At 56.9% G+C, this 15,935-nt stretch carries 12 protein-coding genes and 1 tRNA gene; 4 read left to right on the forward strand and 9 right to left on the reverse strand.

All coding sequences use genetic code 11. From position 1 onward, the window contains the following. Positions 1-356: 356 nt before the first annotated feature. Positions 357-1,517: a cation diffusion facilitator family transporter gene (locus tag FGO67_RS12585; RefSeq protein ID WP_203300999.1), complete on the forward strand. Its 1,161-nt coding sequence runs from the start codon at positions 357-359 to the stop codon at positions 1,515-1,517. A 3-nt stretch (positions 1,518-1,520) separates the two neighbouring features. On the opposite strand, the gene FGO67_RS12590 is transcribed toward FGO67_RS12585, so the two are convergent. Beyond that, on the reverse strand, positions 1,521-3,020 hold the full coding sequence (locus FGO67_RS12590; RefSeq protein ID WP_203301000.1) for a RimK family protein: 1,500 nt from the start codon (positions 3,018-3,020) through the stop codon (positions 1,521-1,523). A 201-nt stretch (positions 3,021-3,221) separates the two neighbouring features. Between FGO67_RS12590 and FGO67_RS12595 the strand changes: the two genes are divergently transcribed. Continuing rightward, a complete protein-coding gene (locus tag FGO67_RS12595; protein ID WP_203301212.1) occupies positions 3,222-4,340 on the forward strand; it encodes a GNAT family N-acetyltransferase/peptidase C39 family protein in 1,119 nt (372 codons plus the stop codon). Here the strand turns inward: FGO67_RS12595 and uvrB are convergent, their stop codons facing one another. Then, positions 4,341-6,398 carry an excinuclease ABC subunit UvrB gene (gene uvrB, locus FGO67_RS12600; RefSeq protein ID WP_203301001.1) on the reverse strand — a complete coding sequence of 686 codons (2,058 nt, stop codon included), beginning with the start codon at positions 6,396-6,398 and terminating at the stop codon, positions 4,341-4,343. It lies immediately after the preceding gene. A 184-nt stretch (positions 6,399-6,582) separates the two neighbouring features. Here uvrB and FGO67_RS12605 point away from each other — a divergent pair, with 184 nt between their 5' ends. Together FGO67_RS12605 and FGO67_RS12610 are read left to right on the forward strand one after the other, a co-directional pair. Further along, positions 6,583-7,767: a pyridoxal phosphate-dependent aminotransferase gene (locus FGO67_RS12605; RefSeq protein ID WP_203301002.1), complete on the forward strand. Its 1,185-nt coding sequence runs from the start codon at positions 6,583-6,585 to the stop codon at positions 7,765-7,767. A gap of 70 nt (positions 7,768-7,837) precedes the next feature. Next, positions 7,838-7,913: transfer RNA gene (locus tag FGO67_RS12610), tRNA-Asn, on the forward strand. Between the two features lie 583 nt (positions 7,914-8,496). On the opposite strand, the gene pyrF is transcribed toward FGO67_RS12610, so the two are convergent. The 7 genes from pyrF to FGO67_RS12645 form a co-directional block, all read right to left on the reverse strand. After that, positions 8,497-9,207, reverse strand: coding sequence for an orotidine-5'-phosphate decarboxylase (pyrF, locus tag FGO67_RS12615; RefSeq protein ID WP_203301003.1), 711 nt, complete (start codon positions 9,205-9,207; stop codon positions 8,497-8,499). Positions 9,208-9,237: 30 nt separating this feature from the next. Then, the gene (gene lapB / locus FGO67_RS12620; protein WP_203301004.1) at positions 9,238-10,407 is read right to left on the reverse strand and encodes a lipopolysaccharide assembly protein LapB; all 1,170 of its coding nucleotides are present in this window, start codon (positions 10,405-10,407) and stop codon (positions 9,238-9,240) included. Then, entirely contained in the window at positions 10,407-10,709 is a 303-nt protein-coding gene (locus FGO67_RS12625; RefSeq protein ID WP_138441062.1) for a LapA family protein, read from the reverse strand. Before FGO67_RS12625 ends, lapB begins: the two co-directional genes overlap by 1 nt. 63 nt (positions 10,710-10,772) lie before the next feature. Then, positions 10,773-11,069, reverse strand: coding sequence for an integration host factor subunit beta (locus FGO67_RS12630; RefSeq protein ID WP_041338916.1), 297 nt, complete (start codon positions 11,067-11,069; stop codon positions 10,773-10,775). 134 nt (positions 11,070-11,203) lie between these two features. Continuing rightward, entirely contained in the window at positions 11,204-12,895 is a 1,692-nt protein-coding gene (rpsA, locus tag FGO67_RS12635; protein WP_041338919.1) for a 30S ribosomal protein S1, read from the reverse strand. A 130-nt stretch (positions 12,896-13,025) separates the two neighbouring features. Further along, entirely contained in the window at positions 13,026-13,706 is a 681-nt protein-coding gene (gene cmk, locus FGO67_RS12640; protein ID WP_203301005.1) for a (d)CMP kinase, read from the reverse strand. Beyond that, positions 13,706-15,934, reverse strand: a complete 2,229-nt coding sequence (locus FGO67_RS12645; RefSeq protein WP_203301006.1) for a bifunctional prephenate dehydrogenase/3-phosphoshikimate 1-carboxyvinyltransferase — start codon at positions 15,932-15,934, stop codon at positions 13,706-13,708. The genes cmk and FGO67_RS12645 overlap by 1 nt, the downstream gene beginning before the upstream one ends. Position 15,935 lies beyond the last annotated feature (1 nt).

Raw genomic sequence — 15,935 nt, forward strand, 5'->3', positions numbered from 1 at the left:
ACAGCATCGCCGCACCTGAAAAAAATGAGGTAAATAGCTGTCGAGAGCCGCTCTTGAAATCTTTTCCACGGAATCTGTGGATAAACCTGTTGAAAATCCCGGGGCAACGGGTGCTATCCCTTGATAACTGCGCCCGCCTACAGATTGATCATTTTTTAACCAGTTAAATTTTGCTTTGTTTTCAGTGAGTTATAAATATTTTTATAAGGTGTTGAGTAAACATGAACAAAATGTTAGCTGGTCACAACTTCGCAACACTGTGCATAAAAAAGTCAAAATGGGCCTGAAAAAGCGATTCAGCCCTTGACGGGGAATAACGTTATAATTAGGCACTCCCCATGATTCCGGAGCCCTTCATGAACGAGCCCGCTTCACCCGCTCAAAAGCATCGCCAAAACCTGTCCGGTGAAAAAAAGGCGGCATCCCGGGTCACCATCATCGGCATGATTCTGGATGTGATACTCGGTCTCATTAAAGTCATTGCAGGTGCTCTTTTTCATTCCCAGGCCCTGGTTGTTGACGGCATTCACTCCTTTACTGACGTTGCCTCCGATCTGGTAGTGCTCGGAGTCATGCGGGTGTCCCGAAAAGAACCCGATCAGGAGCATCCCTACGGCCATCAACGGATCGAAACCTTCGGCACCCTGGTTCTGGGCAGCATCTTGATTGCAGTGGGTGCAGCGCTGGCGTGGGAAAATACCTTACGACTGATCGAGGGTAAAGCAGACATTGTTCCCGGATGGCCGGTGCTGTTGGCAGCGGCTGTATCGGTCGCCAGCAAAGAGTGGATCTACCACTACACTCGCCGCGTTGGCCTGGCCATTCGCTCCGACCTTATCCTTGCCAACGCCTGGCACAGTCGTTCGGATGCTTTTTCGTCTGTTGTCGTATTGATTTCAACCACAGGGGCGATGGCAGGCTTTCTCTGGCTGGACGTGCTGGCGGCGGTCGTCATTGCTGGCATCATTATTCACATAGGCTGGAAATTTTCCTGGGACAGCGTGAAAGAGTTGGTCGATACCGGCCTGTCTCCTGCCGATACCGAAATGCTAAAGGACATTGCCCGACAGACCGATGGCGTGCGCAATGTACACGAGCTGCGGAGCCGGCGTATGGGCCACGACATCCTGCTGGACATCCACCTCCTGGTCCGGCCCGACATCAGTGTTTCCGAGGGCCACCAGATCGGCATGCAGGTTGTCAGTGGCATGCGGCACGCACTCGACAACATCCGTGACATCAACTTCCACATCGATGCCGAGAACGATGAAGACCACTCACCCACGTCCGAGCGTTTGCCCCACCGGGATGAAATTCACAGGGTACTGGTTGATCACGTTGGGGATTTACCGTCAAACACCCGGCTCCGGCTGCACTACCTGAAAAACAAGGTGCACCTGGAACTGTTCTTTGACACCTCGGCAGGCAGCGACATACTCACCGCCGAACGAATTCGGGGTGAGTTGGCGGACTACAGCTGGCTTGGCAGTGTTCGGGTGTGGGTCAGTGGCCCCTGAGATTTACCGGCGCCGGTTGGCCTCCATCCGGGACAGGAACTCCTGCATGATCAGGGTATAGAGTTCGCCCCCCAGGAACCGATCCTCTACCCCGGCGTCGATGCTGGGGTTATCGTTGACCTCAATGACTGCCACGCGATTGCCCGACTGCTTGATATCAACACCGTAGAGCCCATTACCAATCAGCTTGGTCGCGCTCAAGGCTGCCTGGATCACATTACGCGGCACCTCGTAGGTGGGCATGGTCTCAAAGTCACCACTTTCGCTGGTCGATTCGCCGTGCTGATAAATCTGCCAATGCCCCTTCACCATCATGTACTTGCACGCATAGATGGCACGGCCACCGAGGACTCCGATACGCCAGTCGTAATCGGTGTACAGGTATTCCTGGGCCAGCACCAGAGCCGACTGCTTGAACAGCTCCTTCAGGCCCGCACGCAGTGATTCCTCGTCTTCAGCCTTGGTCACACCCCGGGAAAAGGCGCCGTCCGGTATCTTGATGACCACCGGGAAGCCCAGCTCATCCATCACCTGCTCCACAGCTTGCTTCTGGTCCTTCGACAGGATCAGGGTCTTGGGCGTAGGCACCTTGTTGTTCTTCAACAAGTCAGCCAGGAAGACCTTGTTGGTGCAGCGCAGGATGGACACCGGATCATCAATCACCACCATTCCTTCGGCTTCGGCCTTGCGGGCAAACCGATAGGTGTGATGGTCGATGGCGGTGGTTTCCCGGATAAACAGGCCGTCGTATTCCGGCAGTCGCATGTAATCGCGCCGGGTTATCTGCTCAACGTTGATACCCAGCTTGCGGCCGGCTTTCTCGAATCGTGTCAGGGCCACCTTGTCACTGGGCGGCATTTCCTCGTCCGGATTGACCAGCACCGCCAGATCAAAGCGATAGCGGCGGCGGGCCCGTGGCTTGCGCCAAATCATACTGCTGAACCGGTCCAGGGCGGCGGCAAACACATCCTGCTCGCGTTCTTCCAGATCGGCCGGAGATGCCGGCTTCATGGATTCAATCTGCCAGCCTTTGCGTCGCTTGAACACCACCTCAAGAATCGGACAGGGGAAACGCTCGAACAGCGCTCTCGCCACCGGCTTCAGCTCCGGATGTTCGACCTGACCAAAATAGGTCCGGATACGCACTTCGTGAGTGGCATGACGCGCATCTTTGGACGGATCGATGGCCGAGCCTGACGCTTCCAGCCACTCCAAAACGCTGCTATCCAGCTCTTCCAGCTCAAGTGAGAACAGGCCCTTGCGGCTCAGGTCGTTCAGCGTCATCACTGAGGGCACCACGTGATGACCACGGGCCTCCGCCAACAGGGAGCAGTAATAGCCGCGACTGAGGTACTTGGCGCTCTGGCAAAGGTTGATCACCCGCACCCGGCCGTTGGCCGGTGTTGTAAATTGCAGGTACTGGTCAAACGTCAGTACGTCTTCACTGGGGTAATACGGAGACCAGTCTTTCGCGCGGTCCACCACAATCAACAATCGAGACATCTGGGGCAATCCTCCCTGAAGGTTGAGCCCTGACTAATTTGCGCAACAATACCCCTGGACGGGTACCCGCACAATCTTCGAATAATGCGTGCTTTTACGCATACTTGAGCTATGTTCCAGTAGCACACTCTCTCTCATAATACCCAGGTAAGGGAAGCTCCCTGCATGCCCCGACCCGTCACTCGCCAAGGCTCCATCACCATGACCGACCTCCTGCTCCGACAGGCTACGACTGCCGACCTGGATGCGCTCGTCCGTCTCGAAAACCTGTGCTTCGATGAAGACAGGATTTCCCGGCGCAGTTTTCGCCGTTTTCTCGAGGTGCCCCGAGACCGTCTGATTGTCGCGACTCTGGCCGGAGAGCTCGTGGGCTATGCCCTGGTACTGATGAATGCGGCCACCCGGTTGGCCCGCATTTATTCCATTGCCGTTGCCCCTTCAGCCCGGGGTCGCGGTGCCGGGGAAAAACTGATTCGGGCAGCGGAACAGGAAGCGGTCGAAGCCGGCCGTATTGTGATGCGCCTGGAAGTTCGTGAGGACAACCAGTCTGCCATCGGTCTCTACGAGCGCCTGGGCTACCGCCAGTTTGGCACATACCGTGACTATTACGAGGATCACGGTAACGCTCTGCGCTTTGAACGACGCATTCTGTTTTACGAACCCTCCGGGAATTTCCCAGACGTACCCTACTACCCTCAAACCACGGAATTTTCCTGTGGTCCGGCAGCTTTGATCATGGCCATGGCAGCGCTTGACGAGGGCCAGGCCGTCAGCACTCTTGAGGAATTAAAGCTCTGGCGTGAGGCCACCACCATCTTCATGCTTGCGGGCCACGGAGGCTGTGGCCCCCATGGTCTGGCGCTGTCCGCCTGGAACCGTGGCTTTCATGCCAGCGCATGGATCAGCAAAGAGGGCGCCCTGTTCAAGGACACAGTGCGGAACGAAGACAAGAAACGGGTTCTGGAGTTGGTGCACGAGGGTTTTCTGCACGACATCGGCCAGACCGAGATCGAACTGCGGCACGACCCGCTAACACTTGAAGGAATGGAGCGCGCACTGCACCAAGGGCGCATCCCGGTCATCCTGATCAGCACCTGGCAACTGAACCGCAGCCGGGTGCCGCACTGGGTAACCGTGTGTGCCATCGATGATCAGTTCGTCTACCTGCACGATCCGGAAATCGACGTGGAGGCCGGTGAGACCGTGGCCGACAAGCAATATCTGCCCATCGACCGCCGGATATTCGACAAGATGTCGCGCTACGGCAGTCTGCAACCGCTCCAGGCCGCCGTCATCGTCGGCCCTAAGCGAAAGCCCTGATCAACCGGTCCGCAAGGCAGCTTCTTTAAGCTCCGAGATCTCATCCCGGAGCCGCGCCGCGGTCTCGAAATCTAGATCCGTGGCTGCCTTGTACATCTCATCCTCAAGGCGAGAAACTTCCTTAAGCACCTCTTCAGGCGACTTGTTGCCGGTCTTGGCCCGATACTTCTCGGCTTCTTCGGCCGCCTTCTGCCCCGGACGCTCAGCCTTGCGGCGACCACGACCGCCGCCGCCGGCACCCTCCATGATGTCGGCAATCTTCTTATTAAGACCCTGCGGCGTAATGCCGTGTTCTTCGTTGTGTTCGGCCTGTTTGGCTCGCCGGCGAGCCGTTTCATCAATCGCTTTCTGCATCGAGCCAGTAATCCGATCACCATAGAGGATCGCCCGGCCGTTTACATTCCGCGCGGCCCGGCCGATGGTCTGAATCAGCGAGCGCTCCGAGCGCAGGAAGCCCTCCTTATCGGCGTCCAGTATGGCCACCAGCGACACCTCGGGCATATCCAAGCCTTCCCGCAGCAGGTTGATCCCGACCAGTACGTCGAACTCACCGCGGCGCAGATCGCGGATAATTTCCACGCGCTCTACAGTATCGATGTCGGAGTGCAGGTAGCGCACTTTGATATCGTGCTCCATCAGGAAGTCGGTGAGATCTTCGGCCATGCGCTTGGTCAGGGTGGTCACCAGCACCCGTTCCTTGATCGCCACTCGGGCGTGAATCTCGGACAACAGATCATCCACCTGGGTTGATGCAGGGCGGACTTCAATTTCGGGATCCAGCAAGCCGGTGGGCCTGACCACCTGCTCCACAATCTGCCCAGCATGCTCGGCTTCGTAGGTGGACGGAGTCGCCGACACAAAAATCATCTGGGGCGCGATACGCTCCCATTCGTCAAATTTCATGGGTCGGTTATCCAGTGCCGATGGCAACCGGAAACCGTATTCCACCAGGGTCTCCTTACGGGACCGGTCGCCTTTGTACATGGCGCCAATCTGGGGAATGGTTACGTGGGACTCATCCACCACCAGCAGCGCATTGGCCGGGATGTAGTCGAACAGGGTCGGTGGCGCCTCGCCTGGACGACGGCCCGACAGGTAGCGCGAGTAGTTCTCGATGCCGTTGCAATAACCCAACTCCATCATCATTTCGATGTCGTACCGGGTGCGCTCCTCCAACCGTTGCGCTTCCACCAGCCGGTTGTTGTCACGCAGCTGCTTCAGACGCTCATCCAGTTCTACGCGAATGTGTTCCACCGCATCGAGCACGGTCTGACGCGGAGTGACATAGTGGGACTTGGGGTAGATCGTCACCCGAGGCACTCGGCGCAGCACCTCACCGGTGAGCGGATCGAAATAGCTAAGGTTTTCTACCTCGTCATCGAACAGCTCAATGCGGATGGCTTCTTTCTCGGATTCGGCCGGGAACACATCGATGACGTCACCGCGAACCCGATAATTGGCGCGATGGAATTCGATGTCATTCCGGGTGTACTGCAGCTCGGCCAGACGGCGCAGGATAAAGCGCTGGTCAATCTGATCACCCCGATCCAGGTGCAGCATCATTTTCAGATAGGACTGCGGGTCGCCCAAACCGTAGATGGACGATACCGTGGCCACGATGATTGCGTCGGGCCGCTCCAGCAAAGCCTTGGTGGCTGACAGGCGCATCTGCTCAATGTGCTCGTTGATCGACGCATCTTTCTCGATGAACGTGTCGGACGACGGTACGTAGGCTTCCGGCTGGTAGTAGTCGTAGTAGGAAACGAAATACTCCACTGAGTTCTCCGGGAAGAACTCGCGGAACTCACCGTACAGCTGCGCGGCCAGCGTCTTGTTATGGGCCATGATGATGGTGGGCCGCTGAATCTCCTCGATCACCTTGGCAACGGTGAAAGTCTTGCCGGAGCCCGTCACGCCCAACAGGGTCTGGTGTGCCAGGCCGGAATGGATGCCATCCACCAGACCTTCGATGGCCTTCGGCTGATCACCGGCGGGCTCGAAGGGTGAATCAACCCTGAACTTCCCCTCGTTTGCGGTACTCGGCTCATTCTTGGCCATAATAGGCGGACAACCTCCGGTTTTTGACGGACAGGGCCACGAAAAGCCCCACTGTCCAGAAATTTAGCGTTATGCCGGCTTCATGATACCATCGGAGCAATCGACGGCCGGCAGAAAATAAGTCATTGTGCGTATTTCCGCCCGTCGCAGAGCCCTATCAGACGCAGCTTTAAGGAGCGCAAGTTTGGACCTTCAACTTTCCAGCCGAGTACAGGCTATCAAGCCCTCTCCCACCCTCGCAGTCACCAACAAAGCCGCTGAACTCCGCGCAGCCGGCCAGGACATCATTGGCCTTGGAGCTGGCGAGCCCGACTTCGACACCCCGGATCACATCAAACAGGCAGCCATTGAAGCCATCAACAACGGCCAGACAAAGTACACGGCTGTGGATGGTACGCCGGCCCTGAAAAAAGCGATTATCGCGAAGTACAAACGGGACAACGGCCTGGATTACGAAGCCAACCAGATCTTGGTAAGCAGTGGAGGCAAACAGAGCTTTTTCAACCTCGCACTTGCCACTCTGAACCCCGGTGACGAAGCCATTATTCCGGCGCCCTATTGGGTGTCCTACCCGGACATGGTTCTGGTCGCCGAAGGCAAACCAGTGATTCTCGAAACGGGTGCTGATACTCGCTTCAAGATCACGCCGGAACAACTGGAAAACGCCATTACCGAGCGGACTCGTCTGTTCGTAATCAACAGCCCGTCCAACCCAAGCGGTATGGCTTATACCCTGGAAGAGTTGCAGGCGATTGGCGAAGTGCTGAAGAAGCACCCGAACATCATGATCGCCACCGACGACATGTACGAGCCCATCCTCTGGACCGGCAAGCCGTTCTGCAACATCCTGAACGCGACGCCGGAGCTGTACGACCGCACCTTCGTTCTGAACGGTGTTTCCAAGGCCTACTCCATGACTGGCTGGCGCATCGGCTATGCCGCTGGCCCCGCCAAGATCATTGGCGCCATGAAGAAGATCCAGTCCCAGAGCACGTCCAACCCGTCGTCGGTGTCCCAGGCTGCTGCCCAGGCGGCTCTTGATGGCTCACAGGACTGCGTTGGCGAGATGGTCAGCGCGTTCAAGGAGCGTCACGACTGGCTCGTAGAGGCCCTGAACGGCCTGCCCGGTGTGGATTGCTTGCATGGTGACGGCACCTTCTACGTATTCCCGAGCTTTCACGCCGCAATCGAAGCCGACAAGGACGCCAACACAGACGTCGAGTTTGCCGAGAAGCTGCTGACTGAAGCCGGTGTTGCCCTGGTTCCGGGCTCTGCCTTTGGTGTTCCGGGCCACATGCGACTGAGCTTTGCCACCAGCATGGACAACCTCAAGCAGGCCATTGAACGTCTGCAAAAGGCCCTTGGCTAAAAAAATATGGCGAGGGGTTGACGAGGGCGTATAGCCACACTAATATACGCGCCTCGTCACACGACGACGTTCCCCGATAGCTCAGTTGGTAGAGCAACGGACTGTTAATCCGTTTGTCGCTGGTTCGAGCCCAGCTCGGGGAGCCACTATTCGAAAAGCCCGCTAATTCTCTGAGTTAGCGGGTTTTTTATTGCCTGCTTTTTCTCCTAACGTTTGCCGTTTTGTGAGGCCGAACTCTGCTCCTAGCCTGCGAGATTTGGTGTTTGGCCACGGCCACACCTACTTCTCAAAAACCGCTACGAGCACGTCCGTGTGCGCTTGTTTCCGGCCGTCCATGGCCTCCAACATTTTTGAGAAGTAGGTGCGGCCGCGCCCTATCTTAATTTACAGATATAGCTAACGCTTCAAAGACCTCCAACCTCATAAACCTGATCAACTCAAACCCAGCGAAGAACAGCAAGCGACACGTTATACACCTCTCTTAGGAAACGGCTATGGCAGGCCAAACTCCTTTCAGAGAAAAGCCGACTCAGACGGTTTGGAGCGCGACTATTCCTCCCAAATTCGAAAAGGTGGTGTGGGAACGCCCTCCCAAAAATGTTGGAGGCCATGGACGGCCGGAAACAAGCGCACACGGACGTGCTTGTAGCGGTTTTTGGGAGGGCGTTCCCACACCACCAACCTCCGAATCAAGAAGGCTGGGGCAGGAACGAAAACAAAGAATCAGAGCTAGAGACCAATCACCTCAGCATGAATCGCCTCTAGAGCAGCCAGAGGATCAGAAGCCCGAGTAATCGGGCGCCCAATCACGAGGTAGTCGGAACCGGCTTTCAAAGCGTCCGTGGGCGTCATGATGCGCTGCTGATCACCTTTGTCGGCGGTCAACGGGCGGATTCCGGGGGTGATCAGCTGGAAGTCGGCGCCCTGCTCGGCTTTGAGCTTGGGGGCTTCCTGGGCGGAGCAGACGACGCCGTCGAGGCCGCAGTTTTTGGTGAGGGTCGCCAGGCGCGAAACCTGGACTTCGGGCGAGTCAGTGATACCGATTCCGGTCAGATCATCCGCAGACATACTGGTCAGCACAGTGACTGCGATCAGCAACGGGCGGCTGGCACCGTAAGATTCCAGCCGCTCCCGGCAGGCGGTCATCATCTTCTCACCACCTGAGGCGTGAACGTTGACCATCCAAACACCCAGATCTGCAGCCACTGCCACGGCGGCCGAGGTTGTGTTCGGGATGTCGTGAAACTTCAGATCCAGGAACACATCGAAACCGCGCTTCTGCAGGCGATCTACCAGCTGCGGACCACTGCGGGTGAACAACTCCTTGCCTACCTTGAGCCGACACTTGGCCGGATCCAGTTGCTCTACCAGCTCTACAGCCGGTTTCTCAGATGGAAAATCCAGGGCGACAATGATCTTCGGATCGTTTTGGTTTTGCACGTTATAAACCCTACAGAATGCTTTAAAGAATTATTCGGCCTCTACACCCTGAATCGGGCGAATGGTCTCCCACTGCTTGCAGCTGGGGCAGAGCCAGTGCAATTGCTGGCCGGAGAAGCCGCAGTTGGCACAACGGTATATGGGTCGGTTCACGAGAATCAGGTGACCGATGCGGCTTACCAAACGCCCCTCATCAGTAGTCATGCCCTTCTCATACCCGGCCATCTCAACCAGCCGCAACAGGCCCCGAACGCTAGGGCGCACTTCAAGCTCCTTGCGCAGGAGCTCGATGGCGGCAAGGCGCCCGGAGGATCGCTCAACGGACTCCACTAGCGCCAACAAGAGACTGGTACTGGGGTAGCTCTCGTAAAGCTTCCGCAGCTTTTTGCCCAGCCGCCCAACATCGCCGTGCTCCTGCTCCAGCTTCATCAACCGATCCACAGCCTCGGGACCAAATTCTGGATTCTGATCGAACACCTTCAAGCTCTGATTCGCGGCTTCCCGGAAACTACCCTGGCGAATCTGCAACTTCATCAGAATCAGCGTGGCGCGAACGCAGGACTGGTCATAATCCAACGCCTGTTTGCAGAGCTTTTGGGCGCCCCAGCGGTCATCCTCACGCAACGCCTGCTCGGCCAGCTCACAGGTAATGTAAGCCAGCACCTTGAACATGGCCGGATCGGCGTCCCCCTTGGTGAGCGCCCGCGCCACGTCGGCGGCCTTGCCCCACTCTTTTTCCTGCTGGTACAGCTCGATCAGTTGCTGCGACGACCCGCGACCGTAATCGCGATCGCCCATCAGCTCCTGCAGCAGTGCCTCGGCCCTGTCCAGCAGACCCGCCTTGAGATAATCCTTGGCAAGCTCGAGGGTAACCTGGGGAGAAAAGCGGGTAGGTAATTCAGGGCGCGCCAGCAGATTCTGATGAATGAGAATGGCGCGCTCAGTCTCGCCCTTGAGGCGGAAATGACTGCCAATGGATAAATGCAGGCTGACCGTCTCTTTGTTCACGGCCAGGGACTGTACGAAGTTCTCGACGGCTTGATCGGAGTAATTGGTAAAAAGGAACTGGAGTCGGTCGCGCACCGACTCTTCATCAGCGATCGGGGTGCTGGACCTGCGACGGCTTTTGCCAAGCCGGCCTGCAAACCAGCCGGCCGCAACCGCTATCGTCAGCAGCAGCCACTGAAGCACTATATCCATTAAAGAGTCCGGTCGGTCTGGGCCCTGGATTTCTCCAATGCCTGCTCGGCACGATTAAGTCGCTTCTCGAGGGTTCGCCGGGACACCGAGTTACGAACGGTGGCCAGCATGGTCATCAACACGCCCACAAGCGCGCCAATGATAAAAGACATGATAATCCAGACGGCGACGCCGTGGGGCTGGGTTTCGAACAACAGGAAGTTGAGCGATACCGCCATCTGATTGTTGAGAGAGAACACGAGTGCCAGCAGGATGAGCACCAGTACTAACAGAATAATAAAGATTTTCTGCAATCCTGCCATAGCAATAACGCTCCCAAACGGACTTTAAAGAAGCCCGGATTATACAAGTTCCCTGATGCTGCGTCAGAAGCCTTTTTTCAGGCTGTCATTAACCTGTTCCCGCAATTCCTTGCCAGGCTTGAAGTGCGGCACGAATTTGGCGGGCAGTTGCACGGCTTCGCCGGTTTTCGGATTGCGACCAGTGCGTGCAGCCCTGTGATGCAGCGAAAAACTGCCAAACCCTCGAATTTCAATTCTCTGGCCATCGGCGAGCGACTGGGACATGTGCTCAATAATGGTTTTTACAGCCAACTCGACGTCTTTAACGGAAAGCTGACTTTGCTTGGACGCAATCAGCTCGACCAGTTCGGACTTCGTCATGAGGCGTTTCCCTCTTTCTTTATTATGTGTCCGCCGGATACCGGACTCTCATGACTCCTAGTTTAGCCAAACCAAAAAAAAACACAAAAAAAACGGGCTCTTAGAGCCCGTTTTTTTCTTACCAACCGAGATTATCAGTCTTTGTTGGCGTTTTGCTGCTGCATCTGCTCCTTGATGAGATCACCGATGGTGGTCGCACCAGAAGTTTCAGCTGTCTTGGCACGCATGCCTTCAACCGCTTGCTTGTCATCTTCAACGTCTTTGGACTTCACAGACAGGTTGATGATGCGGTTCTTGCGATCGATGCTGATGATCTTCGCTTCAACTTCCTCGCCTTCTTTCAGCGCGTTGCGTGCATCTTCAACACGGTCACGGCTGATCTCAGAGGCCTTCAGGACAGCTTCCACTTCGTCATTCAGAGCGATGGTCGCGGCCTTCGCGTCTACAGCAGAGACGGTACCCTTAACGATAGAGCCCTTGTCGTTCAGCTGTACAAACTCGGCGAACGGATCGCTTTCAAGCTGCTTGATGCCGAGGGAGATACGCTCACGCTCAGGATCAACAGACAGGATAACGGTTTCAACTTCGTCACCCTTCTTGTATTCACGAACTGCTTCTTCGCCAGTCTCGTTCCAGCTGATGTCAGACAGGTGAACCAGACCATCGATGCCACCGTCCAGACCGATGAAGATACCGAAGTCAGTAATAGACTTGATCTTACCGGAGATGCGGTCGCCCTTGTTGAAGTTGCTGGAGAAATCTTCCCACGGGTTGGATACACACTGCTTGATACCCAGGGAGATACGACGACGCTCTTCGTCGATGTCCAGAATCATCACTTCCACTTCGTCGCCAACCTGAACGACTTTGGACGGATGGATGTTCTTGTTGGTCCAATCCATTTCGGATACGTGAACCAGACCTTCAACACCTTCTTCCAGCTCAGCAAAGCAGCCGTAGTCGGTCAGGTTGGTAACACGTGCCTTGACCCGGCTGTTTTCCGGGTAACGACCCTTGATATCAACCCAGGGATCTTCACCCAGCTGCTTCAGGCCGAGGGATACACGGTTACGCTCACGGTCGAACTTCAGAACCTTAACGCTGATCTCATCGCCCACATTCACGATTTCGCTCGGATGTTTGATGCGCTTCCAGGCCATATCGGTGATGTGCAGCAGGCCGTCAACACCGCCCAGATCTACGAACGCGCCGTAGTCGGTCAGGTTCTTGACGATACCCTTAATTTCCATACCCTCGGTCAGGGTTTCCAGCAGAGCTTCACGCTCAGCGCTGTTTTCAGCTTCCAGAACCGCGCGGCGGGAAACAACCACGTTGTTACGCTTCTGGTCCAGCTTGATAACCTTGAACTCGAGCTCTTTGTTCTCCAGGTGCGCGGTGTCGCGAACCGGACGAACATCTACCAGAGAGCCAGGCAGGAAGGCGCGGATACCGGCCAGATCGACGGTGAAACCACCCTTGACCTTACCGTTGATAATACCCTTAACAACCTCTTCCGCTTCGAAGGACTTCTCAAGTACCTTCCAGGCTTCTGCGCGCTTGGCTTTCTCGCGAGACAGACGGGTTTCCCCGAAACCATCTTCGACAGCATCGAGAGCGACATCTACAACGTCGCCAATCGCAACTTCCAACTCGCCTTTTTCGTTAAGAAACTGGGAGGCGGGGATAACGCCTTCGGACTTCAGTCCGGCGTTAACGGTGACCCAGTCGCTGTCGACGTCAACTACGGTTCCCTGGACGATGGAACCCGGTTGCATGTCAATTTCTTTTAGGCTTTCTTCAAAAAGATCCGCAAAGCTCTCGCTCATTATGTGTCCTATGTGATCAACGCAAGTTTACTCCGTGCTACCAGCAACACGGTCTGTTAGTCATGTCCGGATGAAGCCAGTGGCTGGCCGATAACGCCACATCCGGCATTTCAACGACGAAAAGGTGCAGTCAGGCCTGACCCGCTGCGGCCATACACCTGCCTAACACCTCTTCAATACTCAACCCTGTAGAATCAATGACTTGCGCATCATCCGCAGGCTTGAGAGGGGCTGCAGAACGGTTCATGTCCCGCTCATCGCGAACCCGTATCTCTTCTAAAAGGGCATCAATGTTAACATCGACGCCTACATCCTTCAACTGGCTGAATCTTCTGCGAGCCCGTTCCTCGGCACTGGCGGTCAGGAAGATCTTAACCGGAGCATCGGGGAATACCACAGTGCCCATATCACGACCGTCGGCCACCAGGCCCGGCGCCTTTCGGAAATCCCGCTGACGCTGCAACAGCGCATCGCGAACCGGCTGCATGACTGCAACCCGCGACGCGTTATCGCCGCAGGTCTCGGTGCGTATCTCTGAGGTGACATCCTCTCCAGCCAGAATGACCTTCGCCGGTTCACCCGGGGGCGTCGGCTCAAATGCCACATCCAAAGACGCTGCCACGCCCACCAGGGTCGCCTCATCTTCGAGAGACACACCCTGACGCACCGCCGCCAGTGCGGTCAAGCGATAGAGTGCGCCGCTGTCGAGCAGATGAAAGCCCAGTTTCTTGGCCAGCATCTGGGTGACCGTGCCCTTGCCCGACCCACCGGGGCCGTCGACCGTGATTACCGTCGGCAGGTTATCCGTCATTACTCAGCTCCCTCCGCAGTGATGCGGATTCCGGTGCTTTGGGCCAACTCGACGAAACCGGGGAACGATGTTGCCACATTAGCGCAATCAGTCACTTCAATGTCACCCGTTGCCCGCAAGGAGGCGACGGCAAACGCCATCGCAATGCGGTGATCGCCTTCGCTGTCGACCTGACCACCGGAAATGGTTTGCCCACCATCGATGATGATGCCGTCCGGCGTTACCGTGGTTTCGACACCCAGATTCGCCAGACCATCAGCCATTACCTGAATCCGGTCACTCTCCTTCACACGAAGCTCTTCGGCGCCACGCAGCACGGTTCGCCCCTTGGCACAGGTGGCAGCAATGAACAGCACCGGGAATTCGTCGATAGCCAGGGGCACCTGGTCTTCCGGAATGTCGATACCGGACAGTTCTGCGGAACGAACCCGAAGGTCGGCCACTGGCTCACCGCCGATCTCACGCTCATCGAGCACTTCGATATTCGCGCCCATCTGGCGCAGGATGTTGATGACACCAACACGGGTCGGGTTCATGCCGACGTGGCGAAGCACCAAATCTGAGTTCGGGGCAATGCTGGCAGCCACCAGAAAAAAGGCAGCGGAAGAAATATCTGCAGGCACATCAATATCGTTGGCAACGAGCTCCCCGCCGCCGCTGACACTGGCGGTGGCACCATCGCGATGCACGTGATAGCCGAATCCGGCCAGCATGCGCTCAGTGTGGTCCCGGGTTGGCGCAGGCTCTGTCACCGAGGTGCTGCCCTCGGCATAGAGACCGGCCAGTAACAGGCAGGATTTAACCTGGGCACTGGCCACGGGCATTTCATAATGGATACCGGTCAGGTGCTGGCCGCCACGGATCTTCATCGGCGGACGCCCGCCCTCGGCGGTCTCAATCACTGCTCCCATGGCCCGCAGCGGATCGGCTACACGACCCATTGGCCGCTTGGTCAGGCTAGCATCGCCCGTCAACTCAGAATCGAATGGCTGCGCCGCCAGCAAACCAGCGAACAGACGCATGGCTGTCCCGGAGTTGCCCAGGTACAACGGGCCCCGCGGTGCCTGCAAACCGTTGACGCCGACGCCGTGAATACGGACAAAGCCGTCATCCGGCCCTTCAATGGTTACACCCATATCCCGAAACGCCTGAAGCGTTGCCAGGCTATCCTCGCCCTCGAGGAATCCCTTTACCTCGGTGATGCCGTTAGCCAGCGCACCCAGCATGATCGACCGGTGGGACATGGATTTATCGCCCGGAACCCGGATATCACCGGCGATCGCGCCGCCGGGCTTAAGACGGAACGTTACCTGATTCTCACTGTTTTTTGTCACGTAAGCCTGCCCTGAAAGCATTTTTGAAAAATGTTCCCGCGCCGCTTTGGCGCGACTGAAAACCCGGAGCAGCATGGCGCTGTCCTGTTTGGCAATCGCATCGCGCAACTGATCCAGATCATGAGTGAAATGGTCAATCACGCGCAGCACCGCGTCACGGTTGGAAAGAAAAATGTCATGCCACATTACCGGATCGCTGGCTGCGATTCGGGTGAAGTCGCGAAACCCGCCCGCGGCGTACCGGAAGATGTCCATATTCTCGTCTTCGCCAGCCAGGGTATCCACCAGCGAAAAGGCGATCAGGTGCGGGAGATGGCTGGTGGCCGCAAGCACCTCATCGTGATACGCCACCGACATCGTCAATACGGTGGCGTCGCAGCCTTCCCATAACCGCTTGAGGTTCGCCAGGGCCTCGGGATTGGCGTCGTCGGCCGGCGTCAGAATGACTTTATGGCGGGCAAACAGGTCGGGATTGGCAGCCCGAATACCGCTCTTCTCAGAGCCCGCAATCGGATGACCGGGAATTACCTGCGGGGACAAACTGCCAAACACCGCTTCAACGTCGGCCACAAAGCTGGACTTGGTGCTACCAACATCAGTCAGTACTGCCGACTCACCCAGCCAAGGTTTAATTTCTGCCAGCACCGCCCGGGTTGCCCGAACCGGCACCGCCAGAACCACCAGATCACTGCCGGTGACCGCCTCTTCAATAGACTTGGCCGCCTGATCAATAACGCCCAGCTCAACGCCCAGCGCCAGCTCTTCGGCGCGTTTGTCCGCTCCGACCACCACGTCGGCCAGGCCATTGCGCCTCAATGCGCTGGCCAGCGAACCGCCAATCAGGCCCAAGCCGATAATCGCAACACGCTTGAACAGAGCTTGCTGACCCGACACC

Source organism: Marinobacter sediminum, from assembly GCF_016820575.1.
GTDB classification, from domain to species: domain Bacteria; phylum Pseudomonadota; class Gammaproteobacteria; order Pseudomonadales; family Oleiphilaceae; genus Marinobacter; species Marinobacter sediminum.